The sequence below is a fragment of the Mycobacterium colombiense genome (assembly GCF_003284975.1).
GTDB classification, from domain to species: domain Bacteria; phylum Actinomycetota; class Actinomycetes; order Mycobacteriales; family Mycobacteriaceae; genus Mycobacterium; species Mycobacterium europaeum_A.
Genome location: NZ_QMEU01000006.1, coordinates 54365 through 79877, shown reverse-complemented (window position 1 = coordinate 79877; position 25513 = coordinate 54365). Strand labels below are relative to the sequence as shown.

Annotated in this window: 30 protein-coding genes; 12 read left to right on the top strand and 18 right to left on the bottom strand. The window is 66.6% G+C overall.

The genetic code is table 11. The annotated features are described in order from the left end of the window. Positions 1-69: 69 nt before the first annotated feature. Both DQP58_RS04210 and DQP58_RS04205 read right to left on the bottom strand, forming a co-directional pair. Positions 70-705, bottom strand: a complete 636-nt coding sequence (locus DQP58_RS04210) for a TetR/AcrR family transcriptional regulator (protein ID WP_112707244.1) — start codon at positions 703-705, stop codon at positions 70-72. 2 nt (positions 706-707) lie between these two features. Continuing rightward, complete coding sequence (locus DQP58_RS04205) at positions 708-1700, bottom strand: pirin family protein (protein ID WP_112707243.1); 993 nt, start codon at positions 1698-1700, stop codon at positions 708-710. Positions 1701-1888: 188 nt separating this feature from the next. Here DQP58_RS04205 and DQP58_RS04200 point away from each other — a divergent pair, with 188 nt between their 5' ends. Further along, positions 1889-3883 (top strand): chloride channel protein, encoded by a 1995-nt coding sequence (locus DQP58_RS04200; RefSeq protein WP_112707242.1) that lies wholly within the window; start codon positions 1889-1891, stop codon positions 3881-3883. A gap of 8 nt (positions 3884-3891) precedes the next feature. Here the strand turns inward: DQP58_RS04200 and DQP58_RS04195 are convergent, their stop codons facing one another. Both DQP58_RS04195 and DQP58_RS04190 read right to left on the bottom strand, forming a co-directional pair. Beyond that, positions 3892-4440, bottom strand: a complete 549-nt coding sequence (locus tag DQP58_RS04195; protein ID WP_112707241.1) for a Dps family protein — start codon at positions 4438-4440, stop codon at positions 3892-3894. An 88-nt stretch (positions 4441-4528) separates the two neighbouring features. Continuing rightward, complete coding sequence (locus DQP58_RS04190) at positions 4529-5440, bottom strand: DNA-3-methyladenine glycosylase family protein (protein ID WP_112707240.1); 912 nt, start codon at positions 5438-5440, stop codon at positions 4529-4531. A gap of 60 nt (positions 5441-5500) precedes the next feature. Between DQP58_RS04190 and DQP58_RS04185 the strand changes: the two genes are divergently transcribed. Then, on the top strand, positions 5501-5902 hold the full coding sequence (locus DQP58_RS04185; protein ID WP_112707239.1) for a nuclear transport factor 2 family protein: 402 nt from the start codon (positions 5501-5503) through the stop codon (positions 5900-5902). Here the strand turns inward: DQP58_RS04185 and DQP58_RS04180 are convergent. From DQP58_RS04180 to DQP58_RS04165, 4 genes are all read right to left on the bottom strand, one after another. Then, positions 5896-6276 carry a DUF427 domain-containing protein gene (locus DQP58_RS04180; RefSeq protein ID WP_112707238.1) on the bottom strand — a complete coding sequence of 127 codons (381 nt, stop codon included), beginning with the start codon at positions 6274-6276 and terminating at the stop codon, positions 5896-5898. The genes DQP58_RS04185 and DQP58_RS04180 overlap by 7 nt on opposite strands. Before the next feature lie 50 nt (positions 6277-6326). Next, entirely contained in the window at positions 6327-7169 is an 843-nt protein-coding gene (locus DQP58_RS04175) for a class I SAM-dependent methyltransferase (protein WP_112707237.1), read from the bottom strand. Positions 7170-7233: 64 nt separating this feature from the next. Further along, positions 7234-8253, bottom strand: a complete 1020-nt coding sequence (locus tag DQP58_RS04170) for an NAD-dependent epimerase/dehydratase family protein (RefSeq protein ID WP_112707236.1) — start codon at positions 8251-8253, stop codon at positions 7234-7236. After that, entirely contained in the window at positions 8250-8756 is a 507-nt protein-coding gene (locus tag DQP58_RS04165; protein WP_112707235.1) for a nuclear transport factor 2 family protein, read from the bottom strand. Before DQP58_RS04165 ends, DQP58_RS04170 begins: the two co-directional genes overlap by 4 nt. Before the next feature lie 88 nt (positions 8757-8844). On the opposite strand from DQP58_RS04165, the gene msrA reads away from it, so the two are divergent. Then, positions 8845-9354 carry a peptide-methionine (S)-S-oxide reductase MsrA gene (gene msrA / locus DQP58_RS04160; RefSeq protein ID WP_112707234.1) on the top strand — a complete coding sequence of 170 codons (510 nt, stop codon included), beginning with the start codon at positions 8845-8847 and terminating at the stop codon, positions 9352-9354. A 1-nt stretch (position 9355) separates the two neighbouring features. Here the strand turns inward: msrA and DQP58_RS04155 are convergent, their stop codons facing one another. Then, complete coding sequence (locus DQP58_RS04155) at positions 9356-10681, bottom strand: cytochrome P450 (protein WP_112707233.1); 1326 nt, start codon at positions 10679-10681, stop codon at positions 9356-9358. 140 nt (positions 10682-10821) lie between these two features. Here DQP58_RS04155 and DQP58_RS04150 point away from each other — a divergent pair, with 140 nt between their 5' ends. Continuing rightward, a complete protein-coding gene (locus DQP58_RS04150; protein WP_112707232.1) occupies positions 10822-11427 on the top strand; it encodes a TetR/AcrR family transcriptional regulator in 606 nt (201 codons plus the stop codon). A gap of 84 nt (positions 11428-11511) precedes the next feature. Next, complete coding sequence (locus DQP58_RS04145; protein ID WP_064938695.1) at positions 11512-11724, top strand: TOBE domain-containing protein; 213 nt, start codon at positions 11512-11514, stop codon at positions 11722-11724. 1 nt (position 11725) lies between these two features. Here DQP58_RS04145 and DQP58_RS04140 read toward each other — a convergent pair whose 3' ends face one another. Continuing rightward, positions 11726-12610, bottom strand: coding sequence for an alpha/beta fold hydrolase (locus tag DQP58_RS04140; RefSeq protein WP_112707231.1), 885 nt, complete (start codon positions 12608-12610; stop codon positions 11726-11728). A gap of 25 nt (positions 12611-12635) precedes the next feature. Further along, positions 12636-13799, bottom strand: a complete 1164-nt coding sequence (locus DQP58_RS04135; protein ID WP_240629560.1) for a sulfotransferase family protein — start codon at positions 13797-13799, stop codon at positions 12636-12638. Between the two features lie 104 nt (positions 13800-13903). Between DQP58_RS04135 and DQP58_RS04130 the strand changes: the two genes are divergently transcribed. Then, positions 13904-14479, top strand: a complete 576-nt coding sequence (locus tag DQP58_RS04130; RefSeq protein WP_112707229.1) for a TetR/AcrR family transcriptional regulator — start codon at positions 13904-13906, stop codon at positions 14477-14479. Further along, positions 14476-15579 carry a DUF1214 domain-containing protein gene (locus DQP58_RS04125; protein ID WP_112707228.1) on the top strand — a complete coding sequence of 368 codons (1104 nt, stop codon included), beginning with the start codon at positions 14476-14478 and terminating at the stop codon, positions 15577-15579. The genes DQP58_RS04130 and DQP58_RS04125 overlap by 4 nt, the downstream gene beginning before the upstream one ends. Positions 15580-15663: 84 nt before the next feature. Here DQP58_RS04125 and DQP58_RS04120 read toward each other — a convergent pair whose 3' ends face one another. From DQP58_RS04120 to DQP58_RS04105, 4 genes are read right to left on the bottom strand one after another with little or no spacing between them, the layout of a single operon-like run. Beyond that, positions 15664-16716, bottom strand: coding sequence for an LLM class flavin-dependent oxidoreductase (locus DQP58_RS04120; RefSeq protein WP_112707227.1), 1053 nt, complete (start codon positions 16714-16716; stop codon positions 15664-15666). Next, positions 16716-17240, bottom strand: coding sequence for an SRPBCC family protein (locus DQP58_RS04115; protein WP_205869330.1), 525 nt, complete (start codon positions 17238-17240; stop codon positions 16716-16718). The genes DQP58_RS04120 and DQP58_RS04115 overlap by 1 nt, the downstream gene beginning before the upstream one ends. Positions 17241-17284: 44 nt before the next feature. Continuing rightward, the gene (locus DQP58_RS04110) at positions 17285-18400 is read right to left on the bottom strand and encodes a fatty acid desaturase family protein (RefSeq protein ID WP_112707225.1); all 1116 of its coding nucleotides are present in this window, start codon (positions 18398-18400) and stop codon (positions 17285-17287) included. A 43-nt stretch (positions 18401-18443) separates the two neighbouring features. Then, the gene (locus tag DQP58_RS04105; protein ID WP_112707224.1) at positions 18444-19541 is read right to left on the bottom strand and encodes a ferredoxin reductase; all 1098 of its coding nucleotides are present in this window, start codon (positions 19539-19541) and stop codon (positions 18444-18446) included. A 43-nt stretch (positions 19542-19584) separates the two neighbouring features. Between DQP58_RS04105 and DQP58_RS04100 the strand changes: the two genes are divergently transcribed. After that, the gene (locus DQP58_RS04100) at positions 19585-20286 is read left to right on the top strand and encodes a TetR family transcriptional regulator (protein ID WP_205869328.1); all 702 of its coding nucleotides are present in this window, start codon (positions 19585-19587) and stop codon (positions 20284-20286) included. A gap of 34 nt (positions 20287-20320) precedes the next feature. Here the strand turns inward: DQP58_RS04100 and DQP58_RS04095 are convergent, their stop codons facing one another. Further along, a complete protein-coding gene (locus DQP58_RS04095; protein WP_112707288.1) occupies positions 20321-20668 on the bottom strand; it encodes a hypothetical protein in 348 nt (115 codons plus the stop codon). A 64-nt stretch (positions 20669-20732) separates the two neighbouring features. After that, positions 20733-21338, bottom strand: coding sequence for a GNAT family N-acetyltransferase (locus DQP58_RS04090; protein ID WP_066868239.1), 606 nt, complete (start codon positions 21336-21338; stop codon positions 20733-20735). Between the two features lie 51 nt (positions 21339-21389). On the opposite strand from DQP58_RS04090, the gene DQP58_RS04085 reads away from it, so the two are divergent. From DQP58_RS04085 to DQP58_RS04075, 3 genes are all read left to right on the top strand, one after another. After that, the gene (locus DQP58_RS04085) at positions 21390-22487 is read left to right on the top strand and encodes a F420-dependent hydroxymycolic acid dehydrogenase (protein WP_112707222.1); all 1098 of its coding nucleotides are present in this window, start codon (positions 21390-21392) and stop codon (positions 22485-22487) included. A 148-nt stretch (positions 22488-22635) separates the two neighbouring features. Beyond that, complete coding sequence (locus tag DQP58_RS04080) at positions 22636-23334, top strand: GAF and ANTAR domain-containing protein (protein ID WP_112707221.1); 699 nt, start codon at positions 22636-22638, stop codon at positions 23332-23334. Positions 23335-23415: 81 nt separating this feature from the next. Beyond that, on the top strand, positions 23416-24711 hold the full coding sequence (locus DQP58_RS04075) for an acyl-CoA dehydrogenase family protein (protein WP_112707287.1): 1296 nt from the start codon (positions 23416-23418) through the stop codon (positions 24709-24711). Positions 24712-24727: 16 nt separating this feature from the next. Here the strand turns inward: DQP58_RS04075 and DQP58_RS04070 are convergent, their stop codons facing one another. Next, complete coding sequence (locus DQP58_RS04070; protein WP_112707220.1) at positions 24728-25183, bottom strand: MaoC family dehydratase; 456 nt, start codon at positions 25181-25183, stop codon at positions 24728-24730. Between the two features lie 131 nt (positions 25184-25314). Here DQP58_RS04070 and DQP58_RS26715 point away from each other — a divergent pair, with 131 nt between their 5' ends. After that, positions 25315-25488 carry a hypothetical protein gene (locus DQP58_RS26715; RefSeq protein ID WP_165827791.1) on the top strand — a complete coding sequence of 58 codons (174 nt, stop codon included), beginning with the start codon at positions 25315-25317 and terminating at the stop codon, positions 25486-25488. Positions 25489-25513 lie beyond the last annotated feature (25 nt).

Below are 25513 nucleotides of genomic sequence, written 5' to 3'. Positions count from 1 at the left end.
CCGTCTATCGTACCGGGATAAGTTAGTTAGCCTATACGCTTTGTGCGCAACTTCACTGCACCGACGGCGCTAGGCCTCCGGCCGCCAGAGCGCACCTTCCAGAAGCTGGCGCAGCATCCCTGTGACGGCCAGCATTTCCTTGTAGCTCTTGATGTAACCGGCGTAGAGGCCCACCCCCGAGATCACCACGAGCAGCGATTCGACCAACGCGGAGGCATCGATGTCGGCGACGACCTCGCCGCGCACGATTGCCTCGTTCACTTCGCGCATCAGGAATTCCCGCGCCACCCGCACGGAATCATTTTCGGTTGCGCTCCATTCCGGGTGCCGCTGCGATTCGAGTACGCCGCCGATAATGAACGCCGACCCGGCGGGATTTTCCGAATTGGCTTTCACCGCCGCGGAGATGAACGCCGTCAGCCGTGCTACCAGCCCCGTCTCGCCTTCGGCCTGTTTAATTCCCGCTCCGATGATGAATTCATTTGTCTCGTCCATAACTTCGCGATAAAGCGCTCGTTTGCTCGAAAAGTAATGGTTTATCGCCGGTCGGGTGAGGTCGGCGCGTGCCGCGATGGCCTGGAACGTCGCGCCGTCGTAGCCGCGCTCGCTGAAGACCAGACGGGCGGCTTGGATGATCCTCTGCCGCGTCTCGTCGGCTTTCGCGGCAGGCGGACGCCCCGGCCTGCGATTCCCCCGGGGATGCATTGCTAAAGTGTGCCACCCCCGCGGTGCGGCATTAGCGCATTTGGCGGAATGGTGCCAAACTTTCCGGCTTGGTAGTCCTCTAGCGCCTCGATCAATTCCGCCCGAGTGTTCATCACGAAAGGGCCGTAGTGGAATACCGGTTCGCGAATCGGCCGTCCGCCCAGAAGCAGCACATCAATGGCGCCCCGGGCCGGCAGGCCGCTCGAATCCGGTGCCCGCTGGGCGCCAACCGTGATCCGATCGCCGGCTCCCAGGACCGCTAACTGCCCCTGGCGGATCGGGTGTGCGACCGGACCGACGTACCCGCTGCCGGACAGCACATAGGCCAGCGCGTTGAAATCTCGCCGCCACGGAATGTTGAGCCGGGCCCCGTTCTCGATGGTCGCGTGGGCGAGGGTGATCGGGGTGTGGGTGATGCCCGGGCCCGGGTGGCCGTCGATTTCGCCGGCGATGATGCGGATCAGCGCCCCGCCGTCGTCGGAGGCGAGCAGGGCCGCGTCGCCACCCTCGATGGCCTGATAGCGCGGAGGTGCGAACTTGTCCTTCCTCGGCAGGTTGACCCACAGCTGGACGCCGTGGAAGAGGCCGCCGCTGTCCACCAGTTCGGCCGGCGGCGTCTCGATGTGCAGGATGCCGGACCCCGCGGTCATCCATTGCGTCGCGCCGTCGGCGATCAAGCCGCCACCGCCGTGCGAATCCTGGTGCGCGAACTTGCCGTCGAGCATGTAGGTCACGGTTTCGAAGCCGCGGTGCGGATGCCAGTCGGTGCCCCGCGGCTCGCCCGGTTGGTAGTCGACCTCACCCATCTGGTCCATGTGCACGAACGGGTCGAGCGCGGCCGTGCTGACGCCGGCGAAGGCGCGCACGACCGGAAAACCCTCGCCCTCATAGCCGCGGGGGCCGGTGGTGATCGATCGGACGGCCCGCTCGGTGTCGGCGGGGGCGGGGCCGCTCACTCGCGGCAGCGTCAGGGTATCGGCGGTGACTGCAGGCATCTGGCCTCCTCATATGGTGAACGCCCGGTATAACCGGACTAAGGTCCACTTATTCCCGGCTGGCGGACAGGCGGCCGATAGTTCCATAGGGCAATATTTGCTGACATAGATAGTCGTCGCGGGTGCGGGTGACGGTCGGACATGGTTTCGACGCAGCGATGAAAAGACCGCTGGGGAGGGTGACGGGCATGGGGCAGGACACATCAGCCGGTGACCCGAACCCGAGGGCCGGATTTCCGGGACAGCTCGCGAGCTGGCTGCGGGCGAACCAACTGGGTTTGTTCTGCGTGGCAATCGTGGTGGGGGTCGGCGCCGGGCTCGGCGCGGTGGCATTCCGCTACCTGGTCTTCGGCTTCACCTGGCTGGCGACCGGCCATGACGAGTTCGGCCAACAGGGGTGGGCGGCCAGCGACCACCTGCCCTGGTTGGGGATCGCGTTTTACGCGGTCATCCCCGTTATCGGCGGGTTGCTGTACGGGCCACTGATCAGCCGGTTCGCGCGCGAGGCGCGTGGCCACGGCGTCCCGGAAGTGATGATCGCCGTCGCAGAGAACGGCGGCCGCATCCGCCCGCAAGTGACGGTGGTGAAAGCGCTGGCCTCGGCGATGTGCATCGGAACCGGCGGCTCGGTCGGTCGGGAGGGGCCGATCGTGCAGATCGGTGCGGCGCTGGCATCAGGCTTCGGTCAATGGGTGCGGATGCCGGAGAATCGGCTAAGGGTGCTGGTGGCGTGCGGCGCCGCCGGCGGCATCTCGGCAACGTTCAACGCCCCGATCACCGGGGTGTTCTTCGCCGTCGAACTGATCCTGCGTGAACTCTCGGTCGAGGCGATCTTCACCATCATGCTTTCGGCGATGGTCGCCGACGTGATCGCCCGCGTGTTCTTCGGCTCCGCCCCTTTCCTCACGAAGCTTCCCGAGGGCATCGAGCTCAATCACATTGCCAATTACTTGCTGATCGCCCTTCTTGCGGCGGTCGCCGGGGTGCTGGGCATCGTGTTCAAAAACGTCCTGTACAAGACGGAGGATCTGTGTGATCGGCTCTGGGGCGAGCGCCCGGACTGGGCGCGACCGGCGGTCGGTGGATTGGTGCTGGGCCTGCTGTTGCTCGCCGTGCCGCAGCTGTACGGGGTGGGCTACCCGGTCATGTACGCCGCCTTTGCCGGCCATTACGCTCTGTGGTTCCTGGTGGTCCTCGCCGGCGGCAAAATGCTGGCGTGCAGCTTGACCATCGGGATCGGCGGCTCCGGCGGCGTGTTCGCTCCGTCGTTGTTCGTGGGGGCTACTTCCGGCATGGCGTTCGGGTTGATCGTCCAGCACGTCATCGGCACTGCGGTGGGACATCCCGCGCTGTATGCCATCGTCGGCATGGGCGCGGTATTCGCTTCCGCCGCCCGGGCCCCGCTCACCGCGCTGGCCAGCACAGTCGAGATGACCGGCGACTTCACCCTGACATTGCCGGTCATGCTGGCCGTCGCCGTGGGGACCACGGTGTCGCGCGGGCTTTCCTACGGCACCATCTACACCGCCAAGCTGCTACGCCGGGGCATCGACATCGATCGCCCCACGCCCGCCCACGCTTTTGCGGGCCTCACGGTCGCCGAGGCCATGCATCCATTTGCCACTCCACTGGACCTGACCCACCCGACCAGCGACGCCACCCACGACAGGACCCAACTGCTCGGTCCCGTGACCCGGATCCGGGAACCGCAGGCGCTGTTTGCCAACGACAGCCTCGCGCAGGCCCTGCGCCAGCTGGTGCTCTACGGCCGCGATGGACTACCGGTGATCGATACCGACGCTCAGCGCGTTCAGGGTTGGCTGACCAACCAGAACGTGCTGCGCGCGGTCAGTGCCTACGTCACTGATGTCGAACCCAGACCCACCGCCGCGAATCTCGGCGGTGACTCCGCGGACCCGAGAAGTCCCGAGACCGAACACGATCCGCGAAGTCAACTCGACGGATACTGCATCATCGAGCACACTCTGGCGGCGGATTCGGCCGCGGTCGGACGCACGCTCGACGACCTCGATTGGCCCGCAGGCCACCTTCCGGTATCCGTAGTCCACAACCGGCAGCTGGTCGACGCCCAACCGGCCGTGCAACTCACGGCCGGAGACCGCATCAATGTCCTAGTCCCCAAAAACGGTTCGCGGGGCGCCGATTCCAAGCACCGTCACTAGGACAACCGTCAGGAGTTGCCACGCGCGCTGCTTGCGGCGTCCTTCTCGGTGCTCTTGCCTTTGTGAGCCAATTCTCCGCCGGCGCTCTCCAGGTGCGCCCGGACGAACCATTGGAACTTCTCCAGCGGACCCGCCTGGCCGATCAGCAGGTCCTGGGTCACCTGGTCGAGTTCGTCTGTCTCGTCGATGTATTGGCGGATGTCCTCGATCACGCCGGTGTACACCAGATCCAGCGCGGCCAGGTGGGCCTGGACCGTATCGCGGCCGACCGAATAGTCGTCCCACGAGCGGTCCTTGATGATGGCACCGGGAGTACCCTGCGGCGAAGCACCAAGAGCCGCAATACGTTCGGCGACATCGTCGGCGAATCCGCGGACCGCATCCACCTGCGGGTCGATCATCTCGTGCACGCCGATGAAGTTGGGCCCCACCACGTTCCAGTGAATGTGCTTGAGCGTCAGGTGCAGATCGTTGTAAGTGCTCAGTTGCTTTTGCAGCAGTTCGGTGAGTCGTGCCGCCTGCTTGTCGGTCAATCCCGGAATCGTGAACTGAGTCATCGCTTGTTTCCTAGCTTCCTTCCATGGGGTTCACACACGGTTACTGCCCCGTTGGGTACCCGGTGGCGATAGTGAAAAACGCGACGGATCAAAGTGAGTGGATTTGCTGCACCGGCAGCCGCGGTCCGCGGCGCGGTTCGTACGCCAGTCCGCTGGCCTCGAGGAGCCGGACCACGCGCTGGCGGTGCGGGCGCATCGGCTCGAGCAGTTCGAGCATGCCGGCGTCGTCGACGGGCCGCCCCAGCAACGTCCAGCCGATCATTTTGGGGATGTGGTAGTCGCCCACCGACACGGCGTCGGCGTCACCGAAGGCGCGTTGTGCCGTCTCGGCGGCGGTCCACTCCCCCACGCCCGGCAGCGACATGAGCGCCGCACGCGCCTGCACGGCCGGCCCACCCGCCAGCCGCTCCAGCGAGGAGGCCCGACGCGCGCAGGTCACCACCGCCTGCGCCCGTCTCGGGTCCACATTGGCGCGATGAAACTCCCACGACGGGATGTATCGCCAGACCTCCGCGGCCGGCATGACGCGCATCCCGTCCGGCGCCGGACCCGGCGCCGGCGTGCCGTACTTCGACACCAGCACCCGCCATGCGCGAAACGCATCGGCGCCGGGCACCCGCTGCTCGATGATGGCCGGGATCAGCGCCTCCAGCACCAGGCCGGTTCTTCCGAGGCGCAGGTGTGGAACCCGTTGCTGTGCGGCGGCAACCGTCGGATGGTGCGGCACGAAGTCCGAGTCGTCGTCCTCGAGACCGAGCAGGGCGGGCAGCATCTCGACGAACTCCTGCGCGCCGCCGCCCCACGCCACGGCGCGGGCGGCGTTGTGGGCGACGCGGCTGATCCGGGCCGTGACCGGACCGGTGGGTAGCAGGCTGGTACGCCAGATCGAGCCGTCACCGGGAGCCCGGAAGCACGGATCCCCTCGGCCGCGGCGAAGGGGCGCCAACGTGTGCCCGAAGCTGACGGCGCCGGGAAACACGACCGTGCGCGCGCTTTCCACCTGATGACTCCCCGACTGCCGTGATTGACCGTGAACTGCGTCCCACGTCAATATTGCGTTGTGATGACGCCGTTCGATGACCCGCAGGGCGAACTGGCCTGGATGTTCCTGCAGAGCACCAGCGACGGCGGCGATCTGGACGAGGGCTTCTCCCTGCTCAGCGACGACTTCACCTACTGGACGCTCTACACCCGCACGTCCTGTGACAAGGACGCGTTTCGGCGTGCGGTGGAGCGACGCAAACAGGAACTCGAACTGACCATCGACCTGGTGCGCTGCGTCAACGAGGGGGAGACCGTGGTGGTGGAGGCGCAGGCCACCGGCACCACGTCCGCCGGCGCCGAGTACGACAGCCCATTCGTGTGCATCTTCGACACCCGCGACGGGCTGATCGTCTCGATGCGCCTCTACAGCGACACCCGCGCGGTGGCGACCGCGCTTCCCGGGTGGGTCCCCTACTGAGCTACGACGCTGATGTCGGCCTTGTTGGGGTAGAACGCCACATGCCCGGCGATCGCCGCGACCGCCGGATACGGCTGCTCGTACGTCCAGATCACGTCGTCGACGGTGTCACCGGCCGAAGTCGTCACGCTGTAGTAGCTGGCGTCGCCCTTGAAGGGGCAGTACGTGCTGGTGTCCGTCCGGGTGAGCCGATCCTGTACCACGTCGGCGATCGGAATGTATTGCACCGCAGGCAAAGTGGCTTCACGCAGTTCCAGCGCGGCGGTGGTGTCGGCGACGAGCTCGCCATTGACGCGCACCTGCACCCGTCCCTTGGTGGGCTCAATGGTGATCGGGTGCCCCGCGTTGGGCTCTTTGATTTCCGGGTGGGCCATGGTGGTTCCTCCTTCAGGCGCCTATCAATCGTTCAACGCGCGTCCGTGGCCTAGCCTTCCCGTTCGGCCGGACCGAATGCGTAGCGGTGGTATTGCGCCATGTTCGCCACCGCCTCAAGCCGCGACATGACCTTGCCCAGGACTCGGGTTGACCGGGGCAAGCGCTTGAAGGTGTCCGACTCGAACCATCGTTCCCAGGCCAGCAGCCGCACCTCCGGCACGGCTTTGACGATGTCGTCGGGTCCGTTGATCGCCCAATGCAGCGTGGCTCCCGACCGCCGCACCACCGTGTTGAGCCATTGCGACTTGATTCCCAGCCAATTGAACGCGTCGAACTGCAGCTCACCCGAACCGAACCGGTCGACCACCCTCCGCAGGAGCGCGGTGCCGTCCCGCTCGGTGAGGTACATGGTCAGCCCCTCCCCGATCATCAGGGTGGGACGGTCGGCGGGGATGTCTTCCAGCCATGCCGGGTCGGTGACCGAGGCGGCGATGACGCGGTAGTGATCGCGGCTCGGGTAGAGCTGGGCGCGCAGCGCCGTAACCTCGGGGTAGTCGACGTCGTACCACTCGACACCCGGGCCGGGCTGCACGCGGAAAAACCGGCTGTCCAGCCCGCAGCCCAGGTGCAGCACAACCGAATGCGGGTGCGCGGCAAGGAATTTGCGTGTCCATTCGTCAAAGTGCGCCGACCGCGAGGTCACCGAGGGCGCCCGCCGCGCGGTGATGGTCGTCTTCTTCCAGTCGTAGTCGATCCGCTCGACGATCTCCTTCGCGTACCGATCGCCCAGGATCGGCTTGTCGAAGTCGGCGTCCAGCGCCTTCGCGTAGAACGTCGCCAGCATGGTCTGGGGCGCCCCGCTGAGATCGACGGGTACTCGCGCGGTCGGCATACCGCCCGAGGCTAGTCCCCCACGACGTGCCGCGGCGCATCCTGAACGGCGATCGGCGTGGCGTTCAGCCGGGAGTCGCGCTCTTACCCTTGGCATTTCGCATCGCCGCCCAGAAGCGGGCCGCCTCGCGAATGGATTCCTCGACCGGGCGTGGCTGCCAACCCAATTCGCGCACCGCCTTGCTGTGGTCGACGGGCGCTTCGGCACGCATCATGCGCACCGAGGCGAGGCTGAGTTCGGCGTCCTTGCCGGTGAGCCGGGCCCGCAGGTTGCCCAGGGCACCCAGGGCATAGAGCATCGGGACGGAGATCGAGCGCCGCGGCGGCGGCACCCCGGCCTCGTCCGCCGCGATCCGGACCACCTCTTTCAACGCGATCATCCGCTCGGAGATCAGGTATCGCTCGCCGATGCGCCCGCGTTCGGCGGCCAGGATCATGGCCCGGGCCGCGTCGGTGACGCCCACGGCCTCCAGCTGGATGCCCTCCATCGTGAAGGGCAGCTTGCCGAAGACCGCGCCGGCGATGAACGCACCGTGCGGGGTGCGACCCCAATCGCCGTCGCCGTATGTCGTCGACACGCACATCGCCACCGCGGGCAGGCCGGACTCGGCCACGTAACGCATCACCAGGTTCTCGGCCTGCACCCGGGACTTGACGTAGTCCGACAGCCCGCGAGTGCCCACGACGTCGTCTTCGGTCGCCACGTGCCCGCGGCGCCGGCCGACGGTCGCGTAGGTGCTGGTGAAGACGAACCGGCGCAGGCCGGGCTGCGTGACGGCCACCTCGAGGACGTTGCGCAGCCCCTCGACGTTGGTGCGAAACAGCGGGGAGGTGTCGCGCAGCCAGGCGCGGGTGTCGACGACGCAGTAGTAGACGTCATCCACGCCGTCCATCGCCTCGCGCAGCACGGCGGTGTCGAACACATCGCCGTGAAACCGGGTGACGTCCAGGTCGTCGATGGAGCGGGTGTTGGCGTTCGGCCGCACCATGGCCCGGACTTCGAAACCGTCGGCGACGAGCTGGCGGGTCACATGCGAACCCAGGAAGCCGTTGGCGCCGATGACGAGCTTGGGTCTGGTGGTCACTGGGCCCCTCCGTACTGGTCCATGAAACGCGCGGCTTCCTCGTCGAGGGTGCCGAGTTCCTGCGCCTTGCGGCACCACTTCAACGTCGCCCGCACGAAGCGCAACGGGTTGTAGATGTCTTCCTGTTGACGCCACAGGCCGTCACCGGCGTAGGTGATGATGGAGATGTTCGTCGCGCTGATGACGGTGCCGTCGCCCGGATCGCGCATCGGGTTGTCGAGCTCCATGATGATGCGCCCGCGTTCCTCGTCGATCACCGACCACAGCGACGGGAACGCGACCATGTGGCTGCCGGGAAAGCTGCCCATCGTCCTGCTGATCCACTCGCGGACCTCGTCGCGGCCGTGCATGGTGCCCGCCGCGTGTTCGATGTACACCACGTCGGGCGTGTAGTGCTGGACCCACGCGTCCCAGTCCTGCGACCGCGCCGCCGCGTCGACGGTCGCTTCGAACTTCTCGAACGCGGCGGCCAGTTCGCTACGCGAGAACTTCGGGTTGTTCATGATTTCGCGGCACCATTGCAGCTCATCGGCGGAGTGTAGCCTGGGCCTTGTTCCTGCCCGAGTGCTAGCCGGTTATGGAGGACGAAGCATGACCAACCAGAAAGCGATTCTCGCCGGCGGCTGCTTCTGGGGGATGCAGGAACTGATCCGCAAGCAGCCGGGCGTGGTTTCGACGCGGGTCGGTTACACCGGCGGTGACGTCCCCAATGCGACCTACCGCAATCACGGCACCCACGCCGAAGCCATCGAGATCGTCTACGACCCGGCGGTCACCGACTACCGCACGATCCTGGAGTTCTTCTTCCAGATCCACGATCCGACAACGAAAGACCGGCAGGGCAACGACCGGGGCCCCAGTTACCGGTCGGCCATCTTCTATCTGGACGAGGACCAGAAGCGGATCGCGCTGGACACCATCGCCGATGTCGAGGCATCGGGGCTGTGGCCCGGCAAGGTGGTGACCGAGGTCAGCCCGGCCGGCGACTTCTGGGAAGCCGAACCCGAGCACCAGGACTACCTGCAGCACTATCCGAACGGATACACCTGCCACTTCATCCGTCCGGGCTGGAAGCTGCCGCGTCGCGCGGCCGCGCAGTAGTTCAGCGCCGCCGCATCGCGATTCGGCCGCCGTCCTTCGGGGTGAACGCGACCCCGCGGCCGTGCCAGCGCTCGCCCGGAGCGTCCGTGGTCTCAATGGTCAAGTGCCGCAACACCGTTCGCAGCACGACGTCCATTTCCATGTTGGCGAACGCTGCCCCAACACACCGGCGCGTCCCCCCGCCGAACGGGATCCACGACAGCGCCGACGGTTTCGTGTCGATGAACCGTTGCGGGTCGAACCGCCCGGGATCTGAGAACACGTCGGGATTGTCGTGAATCTGCCCGATGCCGACGATGATCGAATAGCCGCGCGGGATCACCCATTCGCCGAGCCGGTAGGCCTCGGGGTAAACATGGCGACCGGCGAAATCGATGACGGTCCTCGCCCGTTGGACTTCCAGGATCGTCGCCTGGCGCAGCTCGTTGCCGCCATCACCGACCCCGTCGGCCTCCTCGACAAGCCTCGCCAACAGCTCGGGGTGCCGGCTGATCCGCTCGAATGCCCACGCCAGCGTTGACGCGGTGGTCTCGTGCCCGGCGGCCAGCAGAGCCAGGAGCTCGTCGCCAATCTCCTTGTGCGACATGGCTGCACCGTCGTCATAGGTGCTGCGCAGCAGCAGCGCGAGCACGTCGGTTCGCTCGGCGAAGCCCGGATCGGCCCGCTCCGCTGCGATCAGCTTCTCGATGACGGCGTCGTATTGACGCCGCCACTTGTCCAGCCGACCCCACAGGCCGAACCGGGAATAGCGCTTCGGCTTGGGCAGCGCCGCAAGGCGTGATCCCAGGGTGACCCATGGCGGGATGAGCCGGCGCAGCTCGTCGAGTTCGGCGCCCTCGGCGCCGAAGACCGCGCGCAGGATCGCGTTGAGCGTGATTCGCATCATCGGCGGCAGCGTCGGGAATGACCTGCCCTCCGGCCAGTCGGCCATCTCGCGCAGCGTCTCTTCTTCGATGATCGCCTCGTAGTTCTTCATGCTCTTGCCGTGAAACGGCGGCGCCAGCAGTCGCCGCCGGCGGCGGTGGTCATCGCCCTCGAGCCCGAATACCGAGCCGGAGCCGAACAGCCTGCTCAAATTCGGCTGGATGTTGCCGAGTTCGTCTGGGCTGGTGGTGAAGATCTGCTTGGCCAGCTGTGGGTCGCTGACCATGATGACACGCCCCCACATCGGCAGGCGCAGCGTGAAGACGTTGCCGTAACGGCGTGACAGGCGTCGCATCATCATCCGTCGGGACACGGCAAAGCCGATGCCCTGCAATAGCTTCGGGCTTCGAACCGCAGGAGGCAAGTGGACCGCGGGCGGCGGGACGGTGGCTACATCACTCATGGCGTCATTGCTCCCCACATCTGCCGGGCCGGAAGTTGGTACCGCGATGTACCACGGACCTTTCGAGTACGGTACTCTGCAGTACCAAAGCTGACAAGATGCGTTCGAATCGAAAGGGGGCGCCGGCCGTGACCTCAGCAATGACAGCAACGGATGACGACCCCGCGGTCGGCGACGTCGATCCGTTTCGACTCCGGTTGCTCGACGGCCTCGCCGCCTCGATCAGCGAGCGTGGTTACCGCGCCAGCACGGTCGCCGACGTTGTCCGCTACGCGCGGACCTCCAAGCGCACGTTCTACGACCACTTCGCCGGCAAGGAAGAGTGCTTCCTGGAGCTGCTGGCCGTCGACATCGAGAAGTTGGGCGCCAAGATCGCGGCGTCGGTCGATTCCGGGGCCGATTGGCACGTCCAGATCCGTCAGGCGGTCGAGGCCTATGTGGGATACATCGAGGCCCGCCCGGCCATCACGTTGAGCTGGATCCGCGAACTACCCTCGCTGGGTGCGGCCGCTCGCCCCGTCCAGCGCCGCGGACTACAGTTGCTGACCAGCCTGCTGATCGACCTCAGCGCCAGTCCCGGATTTCGGCGCGCCAAGCTGCCTCCGTTGACGGCGCCGTTGGCCGTGATCCTGTTGGGCGGTCTGCGTGAGCTCACCGCGCTTGCGGTCGAAGACGGTAAACCGGTCCGTGAGATCGTCGAACCCGCCGTGGATGCCTCCGTCGCCCTGCTGGGCCCCCGGCACTGACGGCGCAGAAACCCGTCGCGCGAACGGTTTTCGGGGCCTAGGCTCATCGCCGGAATGTCTTTTGCGGAAACGGAGGACCTAGCGATGCGGCTGTCAACGCGAAATCAGCTCAAGGGGACCATCACCGAGGTCGATCTCGGCACGGTGATGGCGGTGGTCAAGGTGACGCTCGACGGCGGCGACCAGGTGATCACGTCGTCGGTCACCAAGGATGCCGCGACCGACCTCGGCCTTGAGGTCGGTCAGAAGGCGACGGTGTTCATCAAGTCGACCGAAGTCACCATCGGCGTCGACTGACTCAGAGTTTCAGGAACGCGCGCAACCGATCCAGCACCAAATCCGGTCGCTGCGCGACGATCCAGTGACCGACTCCGTCGACCAGCTCCACCTCGAAATCGCTTATGTGGTCGGCATATCCGTCCAGAAGCCGCGGCGTGATCACCGGATCATCGGTACCGCTCAGCCAGCGCACCGGTACGTCGACTCGACAATCGTCGTACTCACCACCCAGCCAGCGGCGCATCTCCGTGGTCTGAAAGCTGCGATACCACCGCGATCCGGCCTCCGCGTGCCCGGGCTCGCGCATGCACTCCGCGTATAACCGCACGCTGTCCTCGGGCAGTGGAAACCCGCCGCCGACCCACGAACCCAGGATCCGGGGAAACCGCCAGTGGGGATCGCTGAGCACCCGAGGTCCGATCACGGGCAGCAACATCGGAACCTGATACCAGAAGCGCCAGAGGTCGCGGACCGCCGCCAAATCGAACTTCGCCCAGGGCGCCACGGTGTTGAGTCCGAAAAAGCCCGTCACCTTCTCCGGATGGCGCAACATCATGATGAAAGCCGCGGGCCCGCCCCAATCGTGGGCGACCAGCTTCACTTTCGCGATGCCCAACTCGTCCAGTACGCCCGCAAGGTCCTCGGCCATCTCCGCCTTCAGGTATCGCGAGCGCGGCGCCGAACTCCAGCCCGCCCCCCGCAGGTCGGGACACACCACCCGGTAACCGTCGGCGGCCAGCGGACCGATCAGCTCGTGCCACTCCCACCAGTTCTCCGGGAAGCCGTGCACCAGCATGACGGCCGGTCCGTCGGCCGGACCGGCATCCGCGACATGGATGGTGACGCCGCCTCCCAGCTCGACGTACCTGTGTTCGACGCCGTCCAGCGCGGGCATAGTGACCATGGGTTGAAAAACTAGCGCACCGCGCCTATTTCAGGAACCGCTCGACGTAGGGTGCGAAGCGCTCACGCAGGCTCTCCTCGTTCAGCCCGAACATCTCGTAGGACGTCACGACGCTGCCCAGCCGTCCGCGCCGGTGACCCGTCAGGTAGTCGTCGACGGCGTTGCGCGCCTCCTCGGTGAAGGGTTCGCCGGCCAGGGCGTAGACCCGTTCGGCCACGCCGATTTCGTCGGCCATGAAGTCGTCGAACCGGATGTCGATCGAGCGGTCCGGACCGATGGTGTCGCGGTCGCGGATCAGCGCGGTGAGCATCTGATCCAGGCGGTCGATCCAGGAACTGGCGATCCGCTCCACCGGCACCGGCGAGCGGTGCATGCGGGCGGAGTAGGTGATCATCGTGATCATCGACAGCGCCACCGGGACCGGGTCGCGGTGGGTGAACACCACGATGCTGTCGGGAAAGACCCGATCCAGGACCGGCACCTGCTCGAGGTGTTGGGGCGATTTGAGCAGCCAGCGCCGACCCCCACGCAGGTACTGCATCGCCCGGAGTTGGGTGGCCAGGTATTCGTAGTGCGGCGTCTGATCGTGCGTCTGGTAGTAGTCGCGCCAGCGGGGGACGTCGGCGAGCGTCTCCAGCAGCATCGTCGACACGTCGTTGGCCAGCAGCTGGATCTCTTCGTGGACGTGATCGGTGGTCATCTCGTGCATCAGCGCGAAATGCGGCATCACCATGTTGATCACCCCGATCGCGACGTCCATCCGGGTCCGACGCGGATCCGGGTGGACGTCAACCTCATTCGGCATCGGGAACGGTTCGTTGCTTTCCCAGTACGGCATGGTGCGGAAGGTCGGCGGCGCGGCGAGCAGATTGTGCAGGTGTGTGGTGCCGGTGCGGGGCAGCCCGGCGATGACCACCGGCGAACGCAGTTCGATCTCGTTGATCTCGGGATGGCGCCTCAGCAGGTCGGTCAACAGCAACCGGTTCTTGAGGACTTGCAGGAGTTGCCCGTAGAAGTTCACCACGCCCGCGTCGTGCAGGCCGTCGATCTCGCGCAGGGCGGCGAGGTAGACCTCGAGGCGTTCCCGGTAGTCGTCGGGCCCGAAGTCGTCCAGGCCGGTGTCGGCGCTGGCGTGCGTGTGCAGCGCGGCGGCATCCAACGGGCACTCGGGCGCCATCGAGGCCATCATGTCCAGGATCTGCTGGCCCTCGGCGCTGAAGCGGGGCAGAGGCAGGTCTTCGAGACGAACTGAGTGAACGGTCACGGCGGACTTATGTTACTCTGAGTTTCGTAATGGTTGTGGATTTTGGCAGACCCCGTGATCCGCGGATCGACGCCGCGGTGCTTCGCGCGACCGTCGAGTTGCTGGCCGAAACCGGCTACCCCGGATTGCTGGTCTCCGCCATCGCCGAACGCGCCGGCACCAGCAAGCCCGCCATCTACCGCCGCTGGCCCAGCAAGGCGCACCTGGTGCACGAGGCGGTGTTCCCAATCGGCGCCGGAACGGCCATCCCCGATACCGGGTCGACGGCCGAGGGCTTGCGCGAGATGGTCCGCCGCACAATGGCTTTCCTCACCACGCCGGCCGCCAGGGCGGCCCTGCCCGGGCTGATCGGCGAGCTGGCCGCGGACCCGACGCTGCACTCGGCGCTGCTGGAGCGCTTCGCCGGGGTCATCGGCGGCGGACTCGCCGACTGGCTGGCGGCTACCGCGGCGCGCGGTGAGGTGCGCTCGGACGTGACCGCCGCCGAACTGGCCGAGACCATCGCCGGCGTCACGCTGGTCGCCCTGCTCACCCGCGGCACCGAACTCGACGAGGCGTGGGTCGCTCGCACCACCAGGTTGCTCCTGAAAGGAATCAGCGCATGACGCACCAATCGACCGAGGCGTGGCAGGAATTGCTGAAAACACTGGGCGAACTGGGTCACTCGTTCCTCGAAGGTGACCGCGCCGTCACCGACGACCGACACGTCGCCGACGGCTACCGGATGCTGGCCGCTACCCTGGGCGTGGCCCTGGACACCTACCTGTTCCCCGAACCGGGTCGGCCCCAGTTCGTCGCGGTGAACACGCCTTTTCGCCGAGACCGCCGCTGGGGCGGGGACAACACCGATGCCTACTACTACATGTGCCCGGTCGATCCCGTCCGTCGATACCGCATCAGCGGCAATAGGGGTGACAGCGTGTACTTTTCGGTGACGGCGTACAACGAGCCGACGCCCGGCGCCTGGTCGGACCGGGTGGTCGCGATCGTCCGCGACACCGATCTCGACATCGACGCCGAGGGCAACTTCGCCTTCGACTTTCCCGCCACGCCCGACGCGGCCGTGCTGATGACCCGCGACTACCAGGCCGATCCCCTGACCGGTCGCCCGGTGACGTGGTATATCGAGGCGCTCGACGAGCCCGACCCGATCCGGCACGGCGACGCCGAGACCGCGGCGAGCCTGCGCGCCGCCGCCACCTGGCTACGCACCATGTTCGCCATCGTGCCGCTGGCCGTGGGAAATCGGGTGGACGACCAACACGCGCTCGGGCACGAAACCGCGCACGCGGCCAATGAATTCGCCGATCCCTATCAGGTGCCGGACGCCAACTTCGGGTGGTCGGCGCGCGACGCCTGCTACTCCTACGGCAGTTTCGTGCTCGACGAGGACGAGGCGCTGGTGATCACGCACCGGCCGCCGTCGTGCAGGTTCTGGAACCTGGTGGTGTGGAACCAGTTCATGGCGACGTTCGGCGCCCGGGACGCCCGGTGCTCCCTGAACGGCCACAGCGCCGTGGCGAACAGCGACGGTTCGGTGACGGTCGTCTTATCCGCGGCCAACACCGCGCACCCCAATTCGCTTACCACGCTGGGCTACCCACGCGGAAATCTGGCGTTTCGCTGGTTTTTGGCCGACGGCGTGCCGCAGCGGCCCGAGGTGAAACTCGTCAAGGCGGTCGACGCACCGACCGATACGCAGTAGATGCCGGCTCCAGGGTTTTGCCGAGCGTGTAATGAGGGCGACGAAACCGCGAAAACATCGCCATCAGTGCACGTTCGGCGATAGCTAGGCGATCTGGCGGACCAACTCGATCGCGCGGCCCAGCGTCTCCAGCTTGGCGTCCAGGGTGTCACCCGCGGGATACAGCCGGACCGTGTCCACACCGGCATCGCGCCACACCGCCAGGCGCGCCGCGACCATATCCTCGGTCCCGATGAGCGTGGTGGCCAGCACCATCTCGTCGGTCACCAAACCGGTTGCTCCGTCCCGGTCGCCGCGCTGCCAGCGCTCGCGCACGTCGGCCGCAACCTCCGCCCAGCCCTGCCGGCTGTAGGCCTGGTTGTAGAAATTTGTGCTCGGCGATCCCATGCCGCCGAGACTGAACGCCAGCTCCTTCTTGCGGCCCGCGACCATGCCCTTCAACTCGTCTTCATCTGCAGCGAAAGCGACTTCGGCGCCCTGGCAGATGTCGAGATCGGTGCGGGCACGGTTCGCGGCCGCCAGCCCCCCGTCGAGGTGGGCGAAGTAGGCATCGCCGGCGCCTTCGGGAACGAAGCTGGTGCCCAGCCACCCGTCGGCGACCCGCCCGGTCAACCGCAGCATCGCCGGTGACAGGGCGGCAAGGTAGATCGGGATGGCGTGCTCGGCGCGGGTCGACAACCGCATCGGCACCGCCTCGCCGCCGGACCGGGGAATCTCAAATTCCCCTCCGGTATAGGAAATCTTCCCGCCCGCGAACACTTGCCGCACGATGTCGACCGTTTCGGCGATGCGAGCCAGTGGCCGGCTGAACGAGACGCCGTGCAGCCCTTCGATCACCTGCGGACCCGAGGCGCCCAAACCCAGCAGAAATCGCCCGTTCGACAGATTGGACAGCGTGATCGCGGTCTGGGCGACCAGGACCGGCGAGCGAGTGCCAACCTGCAGCACACCGGAACCGAGCAGCATCCGCTCGGTCCGCGCCGCGAGATAGCCCAGCGCCGACGGCGCGTCCGCGCCCCATGCCTCGGCCACCCAGCAGACGTCGAGACCCAGTTTCTCCGCCTCGACGACCAATGCCACTAGGTCGGCGATTTCCCTCCCGGCGGCCGACAACTCGACCGTCGTGGCGGTCCGCATCAATGCACTCCGTGTTCGGCCAGCCGTTTGATCGCCGCCAGGGTTTTTCCGATCGCCCCCTCGAACTCGCGCAGCCGCACGAACACGATTTTTTGTTCCTTGTCGGGCATCGACTCGATGGCCACCGACAGGCCCGAGCGTCCCGGCCCCATCTGCATCCAGTAGTTCAGCTCGGTGCCGCCGTCACGCGGCGTCAACCGGAATCGCCACTTCGCGGCGGGATTGCCGGCTTCGCCGACAGCCCAAGCGAATTCGTGTGGCTCATCGCATGCCACGATATGCGACGTGCTGCTCCACTGCCCGAACGCATCATGCTCGTTGTGTCCGACGAACCGAGCGCCGACCCGCGGGCCATCCGACCCCTCGGCCCATTCCACGGCCTTGAGCTCGCTGCTGAACGCCGGCATCAGCGCGATATCGGAAACCAGGCTCCACACCCGCGCCGGGTCGGCGTCGATCCACGTCGAAGCCTGCACGGTCGGGGTGTCCGCGTAACGCGCGCCGGTCCATTCCACGGACCTCATTGTGCCCCTGTCCCGGCGCGAGGCAATGCCTCAGCCGCGTAGATTTACGCGGCGATCGGCTCGGGCTCGGGCGACTTTTCCACGCCGGCCTTCGGCACCCACGAGTCGGGGAAGGTCAGCCTGACGATCTTGCGGACGACGGTGCCGAACTGACGCAGCAGCGGACCGCGGTTATAGGGGATGCCGTAGCGCTCGCAGATCTCCTGCACCTCCGGCGCGATGTCGGCGTAGCGGCGGGCCGGCATGTCGGGGAACAGGTGGTGCTCGATCTGGTGCGAGAGGTTACCGGACAGCAGGTGAAAGATCTTGCCGCCGGTCAGGTTTGCCGAGCCGAGGATCTGGCGGAAGTACCACATGCCGCGTGACTCGTCCTTGGTTTCTTCGACAGTGAATTCCTGTGTCCCGTCCGGGAAGTGGCCGCAGAAGATGATCATGTACGACCACACGTTGCGCATCAGGTTGGCGGTGAGGTTACCGGTGAACACGAATGGCGCGAAGGGACCGGCCAGCAGCGGGAAGGCGACGTAGTCCTTCAGGGTCTGCCGACGGGTCTTGCGCCAGATCTCGCGCAGCACTTCCCGCTTGTCCTCGAGCCGGATCTCGCCGGCGCGGATGCGCTCGGTTTCCAGCTCGTGCAGCGCAACTCCGTACTGGAACAACACCATCAGCAGGAACGCGTAGATCGGGTTGCCGAGGAAGTACGGCTGCCAGCGCTGGTCTTCGCTCATCCGCAGGATTCCGTACCCGATGTCGCGGTCCATACCCACGATGTTGGTGTGGGTGTGGTGCATGTAGTTGTGCGAATGGCGCCATTGATCGGCCGGGCACGCCGTGTCCCACTCGAAGGTGCGCCCGGAAATGGCCGGGTCGCGCATCCAGTCGTACTGGCCGTGCATGATGTTGTGGCCGATCTCCATGTTGTCCAGGATCTTCGACAGACCCAGCATCGCGGTGCCGGCCAGCCATGCCGGGGGCAGGATCCCGGCGAACAACAGCGCCCGGCCGCCGACCTCCAGCGCGCGCTGGGCCTTGATGACGCGGCGGATGTAGTCGGCGTCCTGCTCGCCGAGGTCTGCCATCACGCGTTCCTTGATGGCGTCGAGTTCCCGGCCGAATTCCTCGGCCTGTTCGGGTGTCAAGGCAATCTTGGGGTTCGACATTGCTTGTCCTCCAGAAGTTTTCAGGGGCTGGATTGGCCGGCCGCTACAGCGACAGGTCCACGTCACCGACCGGAACGGACACGCAGATCTGCACGTCCTCATCGGGAGCGGTCGAGACCGCACCGGTGACCAGGTTGCGCACGGTGCCGGCGGTTTTACGCCGCGTGCAGGTGTGGCAGATGCCCATCCGGCATCCGTTTTCGGGCGAGAGCCCGGCCGCTTCGGCCTGCTCCAACAGCGAGCGCCCGTCGTCGACGACGTCAACACCGCTGTCGGAGAACGTGACTCGTCCACCCGAGGGATTGGCCGGCACATCGAAGGCCTGCGGCACGAAGCTCTCGGTGTACACGTTGTCGCAGTGCGATCGCACTGCCTCGACCAAAGCGGCCGGGCCGCAGACGAATACCGCATCTGGTGACGTCAGCGCGGTGGCCAGGTGCTCGGCACCGAAGCGTCCGGAGAGGTCGCCGCCCTCGGATCGGGTGTAGCCGTGCAGCACCCGCACGCCGGGCATCGCCTTCAGCTCGTCGCGGTAGCAGGCCTCGGCCGGTGTGCGCGCGTAGTGAATGAATGCGATTTCGCCGTCGTGGTCCTGGGCGACCAGGGTCCGCAGCATCGACATCACCGGGGTGATCCCGCTTCCGCCGGAGACGAAGAGGATGCGCCGCGGGGTTTGCGGTGCCGGCAGCGTGAAATCACCGCCGGTCCCGGCCAGACCGACCACCATCCCGCGGCGGGCGTGTTCGTACAGAAAGTTCGAGACCAGGCCGCCGTCGTGCCGGCCGATCGTCAACTCGAGGGTGGTACCGCCTTCGGCGTTGGCGGGCGAATAGCACCGGGTGTGGCGGCGGCCGTCGATCTCCACGGTCAGGTTGACGTACTGCCCGGCCTTGGGGGTGTGGGCGGCCAGGAAGGTGTCGTTGGGGGTCAGGGTCAGGGTCACACTGCGGGGCGTGGCCCGGCGCACGTCGGTCACCTTGGCACGGGCCTCGCCCAGCGTCCAGGTGGGCGCCACCAGTTCGGTGTAGCGGTCGACGCCGTGCGGACCGGTCAGCAGGTCTAACAGCTCTGAACCCAACACGCGCTGCCGAAGGGTCCGCGCGAGGACTCGGCCAGAAGCTTGAGCGGTTTGAGTGAACATATGTACACCGTGCGACTGCGGACGCCATGCAGTCAAGGGTTTAATGCCTGGCTGTGGTAGGGTTCACACAGTGAACAGCCGTACTCCTAGCTCACGGGGACGCGGCTCGGGGCGCGAACGCACGCGGGAAAGCCAGTCGCGCGAGGAGCGCAAGGAGGCGACGCGCCGGGCCATCATCGCCGCGGCACTCAAGCTCCTGCAGGACCGCAGCTTCTCCAGTTTGAGCCTGCGCGAGGTGACGCGGGAGGTCGGGATCGTTCCGGCGGCGTTCTACCGGCATTTCGAATCGATGGAGGCCCTGGGCCTGGTCCTGATCGACGAGTCGTTCCGGAGCCTGCGCGACACGCTGCGTGATGCGCGTGCCGGCAAGCTCGACCCGAACCGGGTGATTGAGTCGTCCGTCGAGATCCTGGTCGCCAGCGTCGCCGACAGGCGCGAACACTGGCGGCTCATCGGCCGGGAGCGCAACAGCGGCCTGTCGGTCCTGCGCTACGCCATCCGTACCGAGATCCGGCTGATCACGTCCGAGCTGGCCACCGACCTGGCGCGATTCCCGGGCCTGAACAAGTGGACCACCGAGGATCTCAACGTGCTGGCGACCCTGTTCGTCAACGCCATGATCGTCATCGCGGAGGCCATCGAGGATTCGCAGAGCGCCGAGGCGACCGAGGACATCCGCCGGCTCGCGGTCAAGCAGTTGCGAATGATCGCGACCGGCATCGCCGGCTGGCGCAGCACGCCCTGATCCGATCGGCCGCAGTAAACAGCCGAGCACTGACTTACTCGTCGACGACCTCGTAGAGCGAGTCGCCGTCCTCTGGGGTGCCGTCGATCTGGCCCCGGTGGGCGCGCCGGGGACCGTCGTCGACCGGCTCGATGGTCTCGGGGACGTCGGGCTCTTCGGCAGCCAGTCGAGCGTCGAGGGATTCGCCCTCGCGTTCTTCTCTGGCCGTCATGCCGAACCGGTCGGCCTCGCTCCAGCCCTCAGGCGGGTCGACGACGATGTCACCGTCGTCGTTGCGTAACTCGTCCGAGTCGGTGCCTTCGCTCGGGTTCAAGGTGTCACCCGGGCCACCCTCCTCGGGGAAGTCCGCGGGATCCACGTCGGCCTGGGGGTTATCGCTCATGCCCATCCGGTTGCCCGCGGCGTCGGGGGGTTAAACGCGGGCCGACGGGCCGTACGCCGCGCTCCTACCGTGGCGGCCGCCACATGGCCCACAGGCTGGGCCCGCCGTCCGGCAGCACGATCTCACGGGTGACGCTGAAGCCGAAACGCTCGTAATACGGCACATTTTCGGGCTTACTCGACTCGAGATAGGCCGGGCAGTATTCGGCGTCGCAGCGGTCCAACCGCGACCGCATCAACGCCTGACCGAATCCCTTGCCGCGAACCGCCGGATCGCTGCCGATCACCGCCAGGTACCAGTGCGGCTCCTCGGGGTGCACGCTTTTCATCAATTCCTGTACCGCGCGTCCCCGCATCGAGCGCAGGCCGAACACCCGGATGAACGTCGGCGTCATCGCCAGCTGTCCCCGCGGCGTCTCTTGCCACTGATCGGGCGGATCCCACAGCGCGGCCGCAACGATGTCCGCCCCCGCTCCAGCCACCTCCACCCCGCCGCGGGCCAGGTGGTGATGGCGGGTCATCGTGGCGAACAACCGGGACAGCTGCGCGATGCGCTTGTCCTGATCGGGCATCAGCCAGATCATCACCGGGTCGTCGTAGAACGCGCGAGCCAGGGTGCGCGACAGCGTGCGGACATCGGCTTTGACTGCCGGACGGACCTGCGGGGTCATCTGCATCACGCTAGTGCGTGTGAGGCCCGGCGCGACGGGTATGCCGACCCCGTGACCGGCATCTCGCGACGAACGTTCGGGCGGATGGCGGCCGGCGCCGGCGTCCTCGGGTCCGCCGGCTTGGCGCAGGGCTGCGCGAAACCGGGCGCCCAGCGCGGCAAGTCCAGCGGGCCGGCGGCCCCGCCGGGCAAGGGTGTGGGCTTCGTCCTCTCCCACGAGCAGTTCCGCACCGACCAGCTGGTGGCGCAGGCCAAGGCGGCCGAAGGCGCCGGCTTCCAACACGTATGGGCCAGCGACCACATTCAGCCGTGGCAGGACAACGAAGGCCACGCGATGTTCCCGTGGCTGACCCTGGCGCTCGTCGGCAACGCCACCAGCCACGTTTCGTTCGGCACCGGGGTGACCTGCCCGACCTACCGCTACCACCCCGCCACGGTCGCCCAGGCGTTCGCGTCCCTGGCGATTCTTTATCCCGGCCGGGTGTTCCTGGGCGTCGGCACCGGTGAACGGCTTAACGAACAGGCCACCACGAACACCTACGGCAACTACGCCGAGCGGCATGACAGGCTGGTCGAAGCGGTACAGCTGATCCGCCAGCTGTGGAGCGGTTCGCGAATCTCGTTCTCCGGCAACTTTTTTCAGACGAACTCGCTGAAACTCTACGATGTTCCGGCGACGCCCCCGCCCATCTTCGTCGCGGCCGCCGGCCCGAGAAGCGTGAGACTGGCCGGGCAGTACGGGGATGGGTGGATCACCCAGGCGAGCGATGTCACGAATCCAAAGCTGTTGGCGGCCTTCGGCGCGGGCGCCCGGGCCGCGGGGCGGGACGTGGCGACGCTAGGAAAACGCGCCGAACTGTTCGCGGTCGTCGGCGACAACGCCGTCGCGACCCGGGCCGCCACGCTATGGCGCTTCACCGCCGGGGCCGTCGATCAACCCAGCCCCGTCGAGATCCAGCGCGCCGCCGAGTCCAACCCGATCGACAAGGTGTTGGGCGGCTGGACGGTCGGCACCGACCCGGCTCCCCACATCAACGCCCTGCAGCGGATTCTCGACGCCGGTGCGATTCCGTTCCTGCACTTTCCCCAAGACAATCCCATTGCCGCCGTCGAGTTCTACGGCGCCAACGTCTTGCCGAAGTTGCACTGACGGGTTGAGATCGGGCTGTCGACGCCGGGTACCCGGGGTCTTTTGCCCCAAACTCGGGTGAGGGCAACTTTCCGACGGCCTCTGGTGCCGGCGCTGAAGGAGACCATGGGGGTGACGCGTCGTGACACATCGTGGAGAATCCGGTCTCATGGAGTCTTTAGACCCGACCGCCCGGCACGAGCTAGCTACGCGCATGGCCGAGCTATCCCGGGAGATCGCGGTGCCGCGTTCGCTCAACCGGGTTCTCGCCGACGTGACCACCGCGGCGGTGGAACTGATACCGGCGGCGGACCTCGCGGGGGTATTGCTGGTGAAAGGGGGCGATGATTTCGAATCGGTCGCCGACACCGACAGCCTGGTCGCCAAGCTCGACAAGCTGCAGCACGACTTCAATGAGGGCCCCTGTCACGACGCCGCGCTGAAGCAGACGATCGTGCGCACGGACGACCTCCGCAACGAGCCTCGCTGGCCGAAATACGCACCGGCCGCCGTCGGGCACGGCGTCCTCAGCAGCCTCTCGTTCAAGCTCTACACCGCCGATCGCACCGCCGGCGCGCTCAACCTGTTCAGTTTCCGGCCCGGTGCGTGGGACACCGAAGCCGAAACCATCGGCACGGTGTTCGCCGCGCATGCCGCCTCGGCGATCATGGCCGGGCGGCACGGGCAGCAGATGCAATCGGCCCTGTCCACGCGGGACCGCATCGGCCAGGCCAAGGGCATCATCATGGAGCGCTACGGCGTCGATGACGTGCGCGCCTTCGAGTTGCTGCGCCGGCTTTCCCAGGAGAGTCAAACCAAGCTCATCGAGGTCGCCCAGCGAGTGATCGACACCCGCAGCGCCGACTGAGCCCGCGCCGCCCCGCTCTAGGATGGGGAGGCTTCATCAACGAGTCCGGCGCGGCGTTGCGCCGGGGATTGGTTGGCCACCGTGTGGGACTTCGAAACCGACCCCGAGTACCAGGCAAAGCTGGACTGGGTCGAAAAATTCATGGCCGAAGAGCTCGAACCGCTCGACCTGGTCGCGCTCGACCCGTACGACAAGAAGAACGCCGAGATGATGGCCATCCTGCGGCCCTTGCAGCAGCAGGTGAAGGACCAGGGGCTGTGGGCCGCGCACCTGCGCCCGGAGTTGGGCGGCCAAGGCTTTGGTCAGGTCAAGCTGGCGCTGCTCAACGAAATCCTGGGACGCTCGCGCTGGGCTCCGTCGGTGTTCGGCTGTCAGGCACCGGATTCCGGCAACGCCGAGATCCTCGCCCTGTTCGGCACCGACGAGCAGAAGGCCCGCTACCTGCAGCCACTGCTGGACGGCGAAATCACCTCCTGTTATTCGATGACCGAACCGCAAGGCGGTTCTGACCCGGGGCAATTCGTCACCGCCGCAACCCGAGACGGCGACTACTGGGTGATCAATGGGGAGAAGTGGTTCTCCACCAACGCCAAACACGCGTCGTTCTTCATCGTCATGGCGGTCACGAATTCCGAGGCCCGCACCTACGACAAGATGTCACTGTTCATCGTTCCGGCCGAAACGCCTGGCATCGAAATCGTGCGCAACGTCGGCGTCGGAGCCGAATCGTCAAAGCGCGCCACCCACGGCTACGTCCGCTACAACGACGTCCGGGTGCCCGCCGACCATGTGCTGGGTGGCGAGGGACAGGCGTTCATGATCGCGCAGACCCGGCTCGGGGGCGGCCGGATTCACCACGCCATGCGCACAATCGCGTTGGCCCGCAGCGCTTTTGACATGATGTGCGAGCGCGCGGTGTCCCGCAAGACCCGGCACGGCCGGCTGTCGGATTTCCAGATGACCCAGGAGAAGATCGCCGACAGCTGGATCCAGATCGAGCAGTTCCGCCTGCTGGTGCTGCGCACCGCGTGGTTGATCGACAAGCACCACGACTACCAGAAGGTGCGGCGCGACATCGCGGCGGTGAAAGTGGCGATGCCCCAGGTGCTGCACGATGTCGCGCAGCGGGCTCTGCACTTACACGGCGCGCTCGGCGTCTCCGATGAGATGCCGTTCGTCAAGATGCTGGTGGCCGCCGAGTCGCTGGGTATCGCCGACGGCGCCACCGAGTTGCACAAAATGACTGTCGCCCGCCGGACCCTGCGCGAATACGAGCCGGTGACAACGCCTTTCCCGTCGGCTCACATACCGACCCGGCGCGCCGAAGCGCAGGCACGTCTGGCCGAGCGGCTCGAACACGCCGTCGCCGAGTTCTAGGTACGCGGCCCCGACCTCAGGCGACGAAACGGACGACGCTTTCGGCCACGCACGCCGGCTTGGCCGATCCCTCGATCTCGACGGTGGTCGAGATGGTCGCCTGCACGGCGCCGTTACCCACGTCGTCGACGCTGACCAACGAACTCTGGGCGCGTACCCGGGAGCCGACCGGAACCGGTGCAGGGAAACGAACCTTGTTGACGCCGTAGTTGATTGCCAGCTTGATGCCGTTGACGGTGTAGATCTGATGCTGCAGCCGGGGCAGCAGCGCCAAGGTCATGAAACCGTGGGCGATGGTCGTGCCGAACGGGCCCGACGCAGCCCGTTCCGGGTCGACGTGAATCCACTGGTGGTCACCGGTCGCATCGGCGAACAGGTTGACGTCTTCCTGGGTGATCGTGACCCAGTCGCTGTGCCCGAGAGCTTCGCCCGCGGCGGCGGCGAGTTCGGTGACTGATTCGAAGGTGCGCATTCGAGTTCTCCTTGGTTTCGGCTGCTAACAATAGCGCCGAGGCGTCACCTCATGGCCGGAGGTCACCGTTTCATATGCGCTGTCGAGGGAACCCCACGGGGGACGCCGCCTCCCCAGAAAAGGAAGCCACCATGCCAGGTCACAAGGGCCACAAGACCGAGGAAGACGTGGACGCTGAGAACCACCAGACTCAGTCCCGCGCCGCCGCGGGTGAGGAAGACGGCTCGTACGTGGGCGCGGCGGGCTCCGACGATTCCTTCGACGCCGGTGAGTCGGGCGCCGAAGCCCGCAGTCAAGACGGCTAGCGCCCATCCGCGAGGGCGGGTAGGG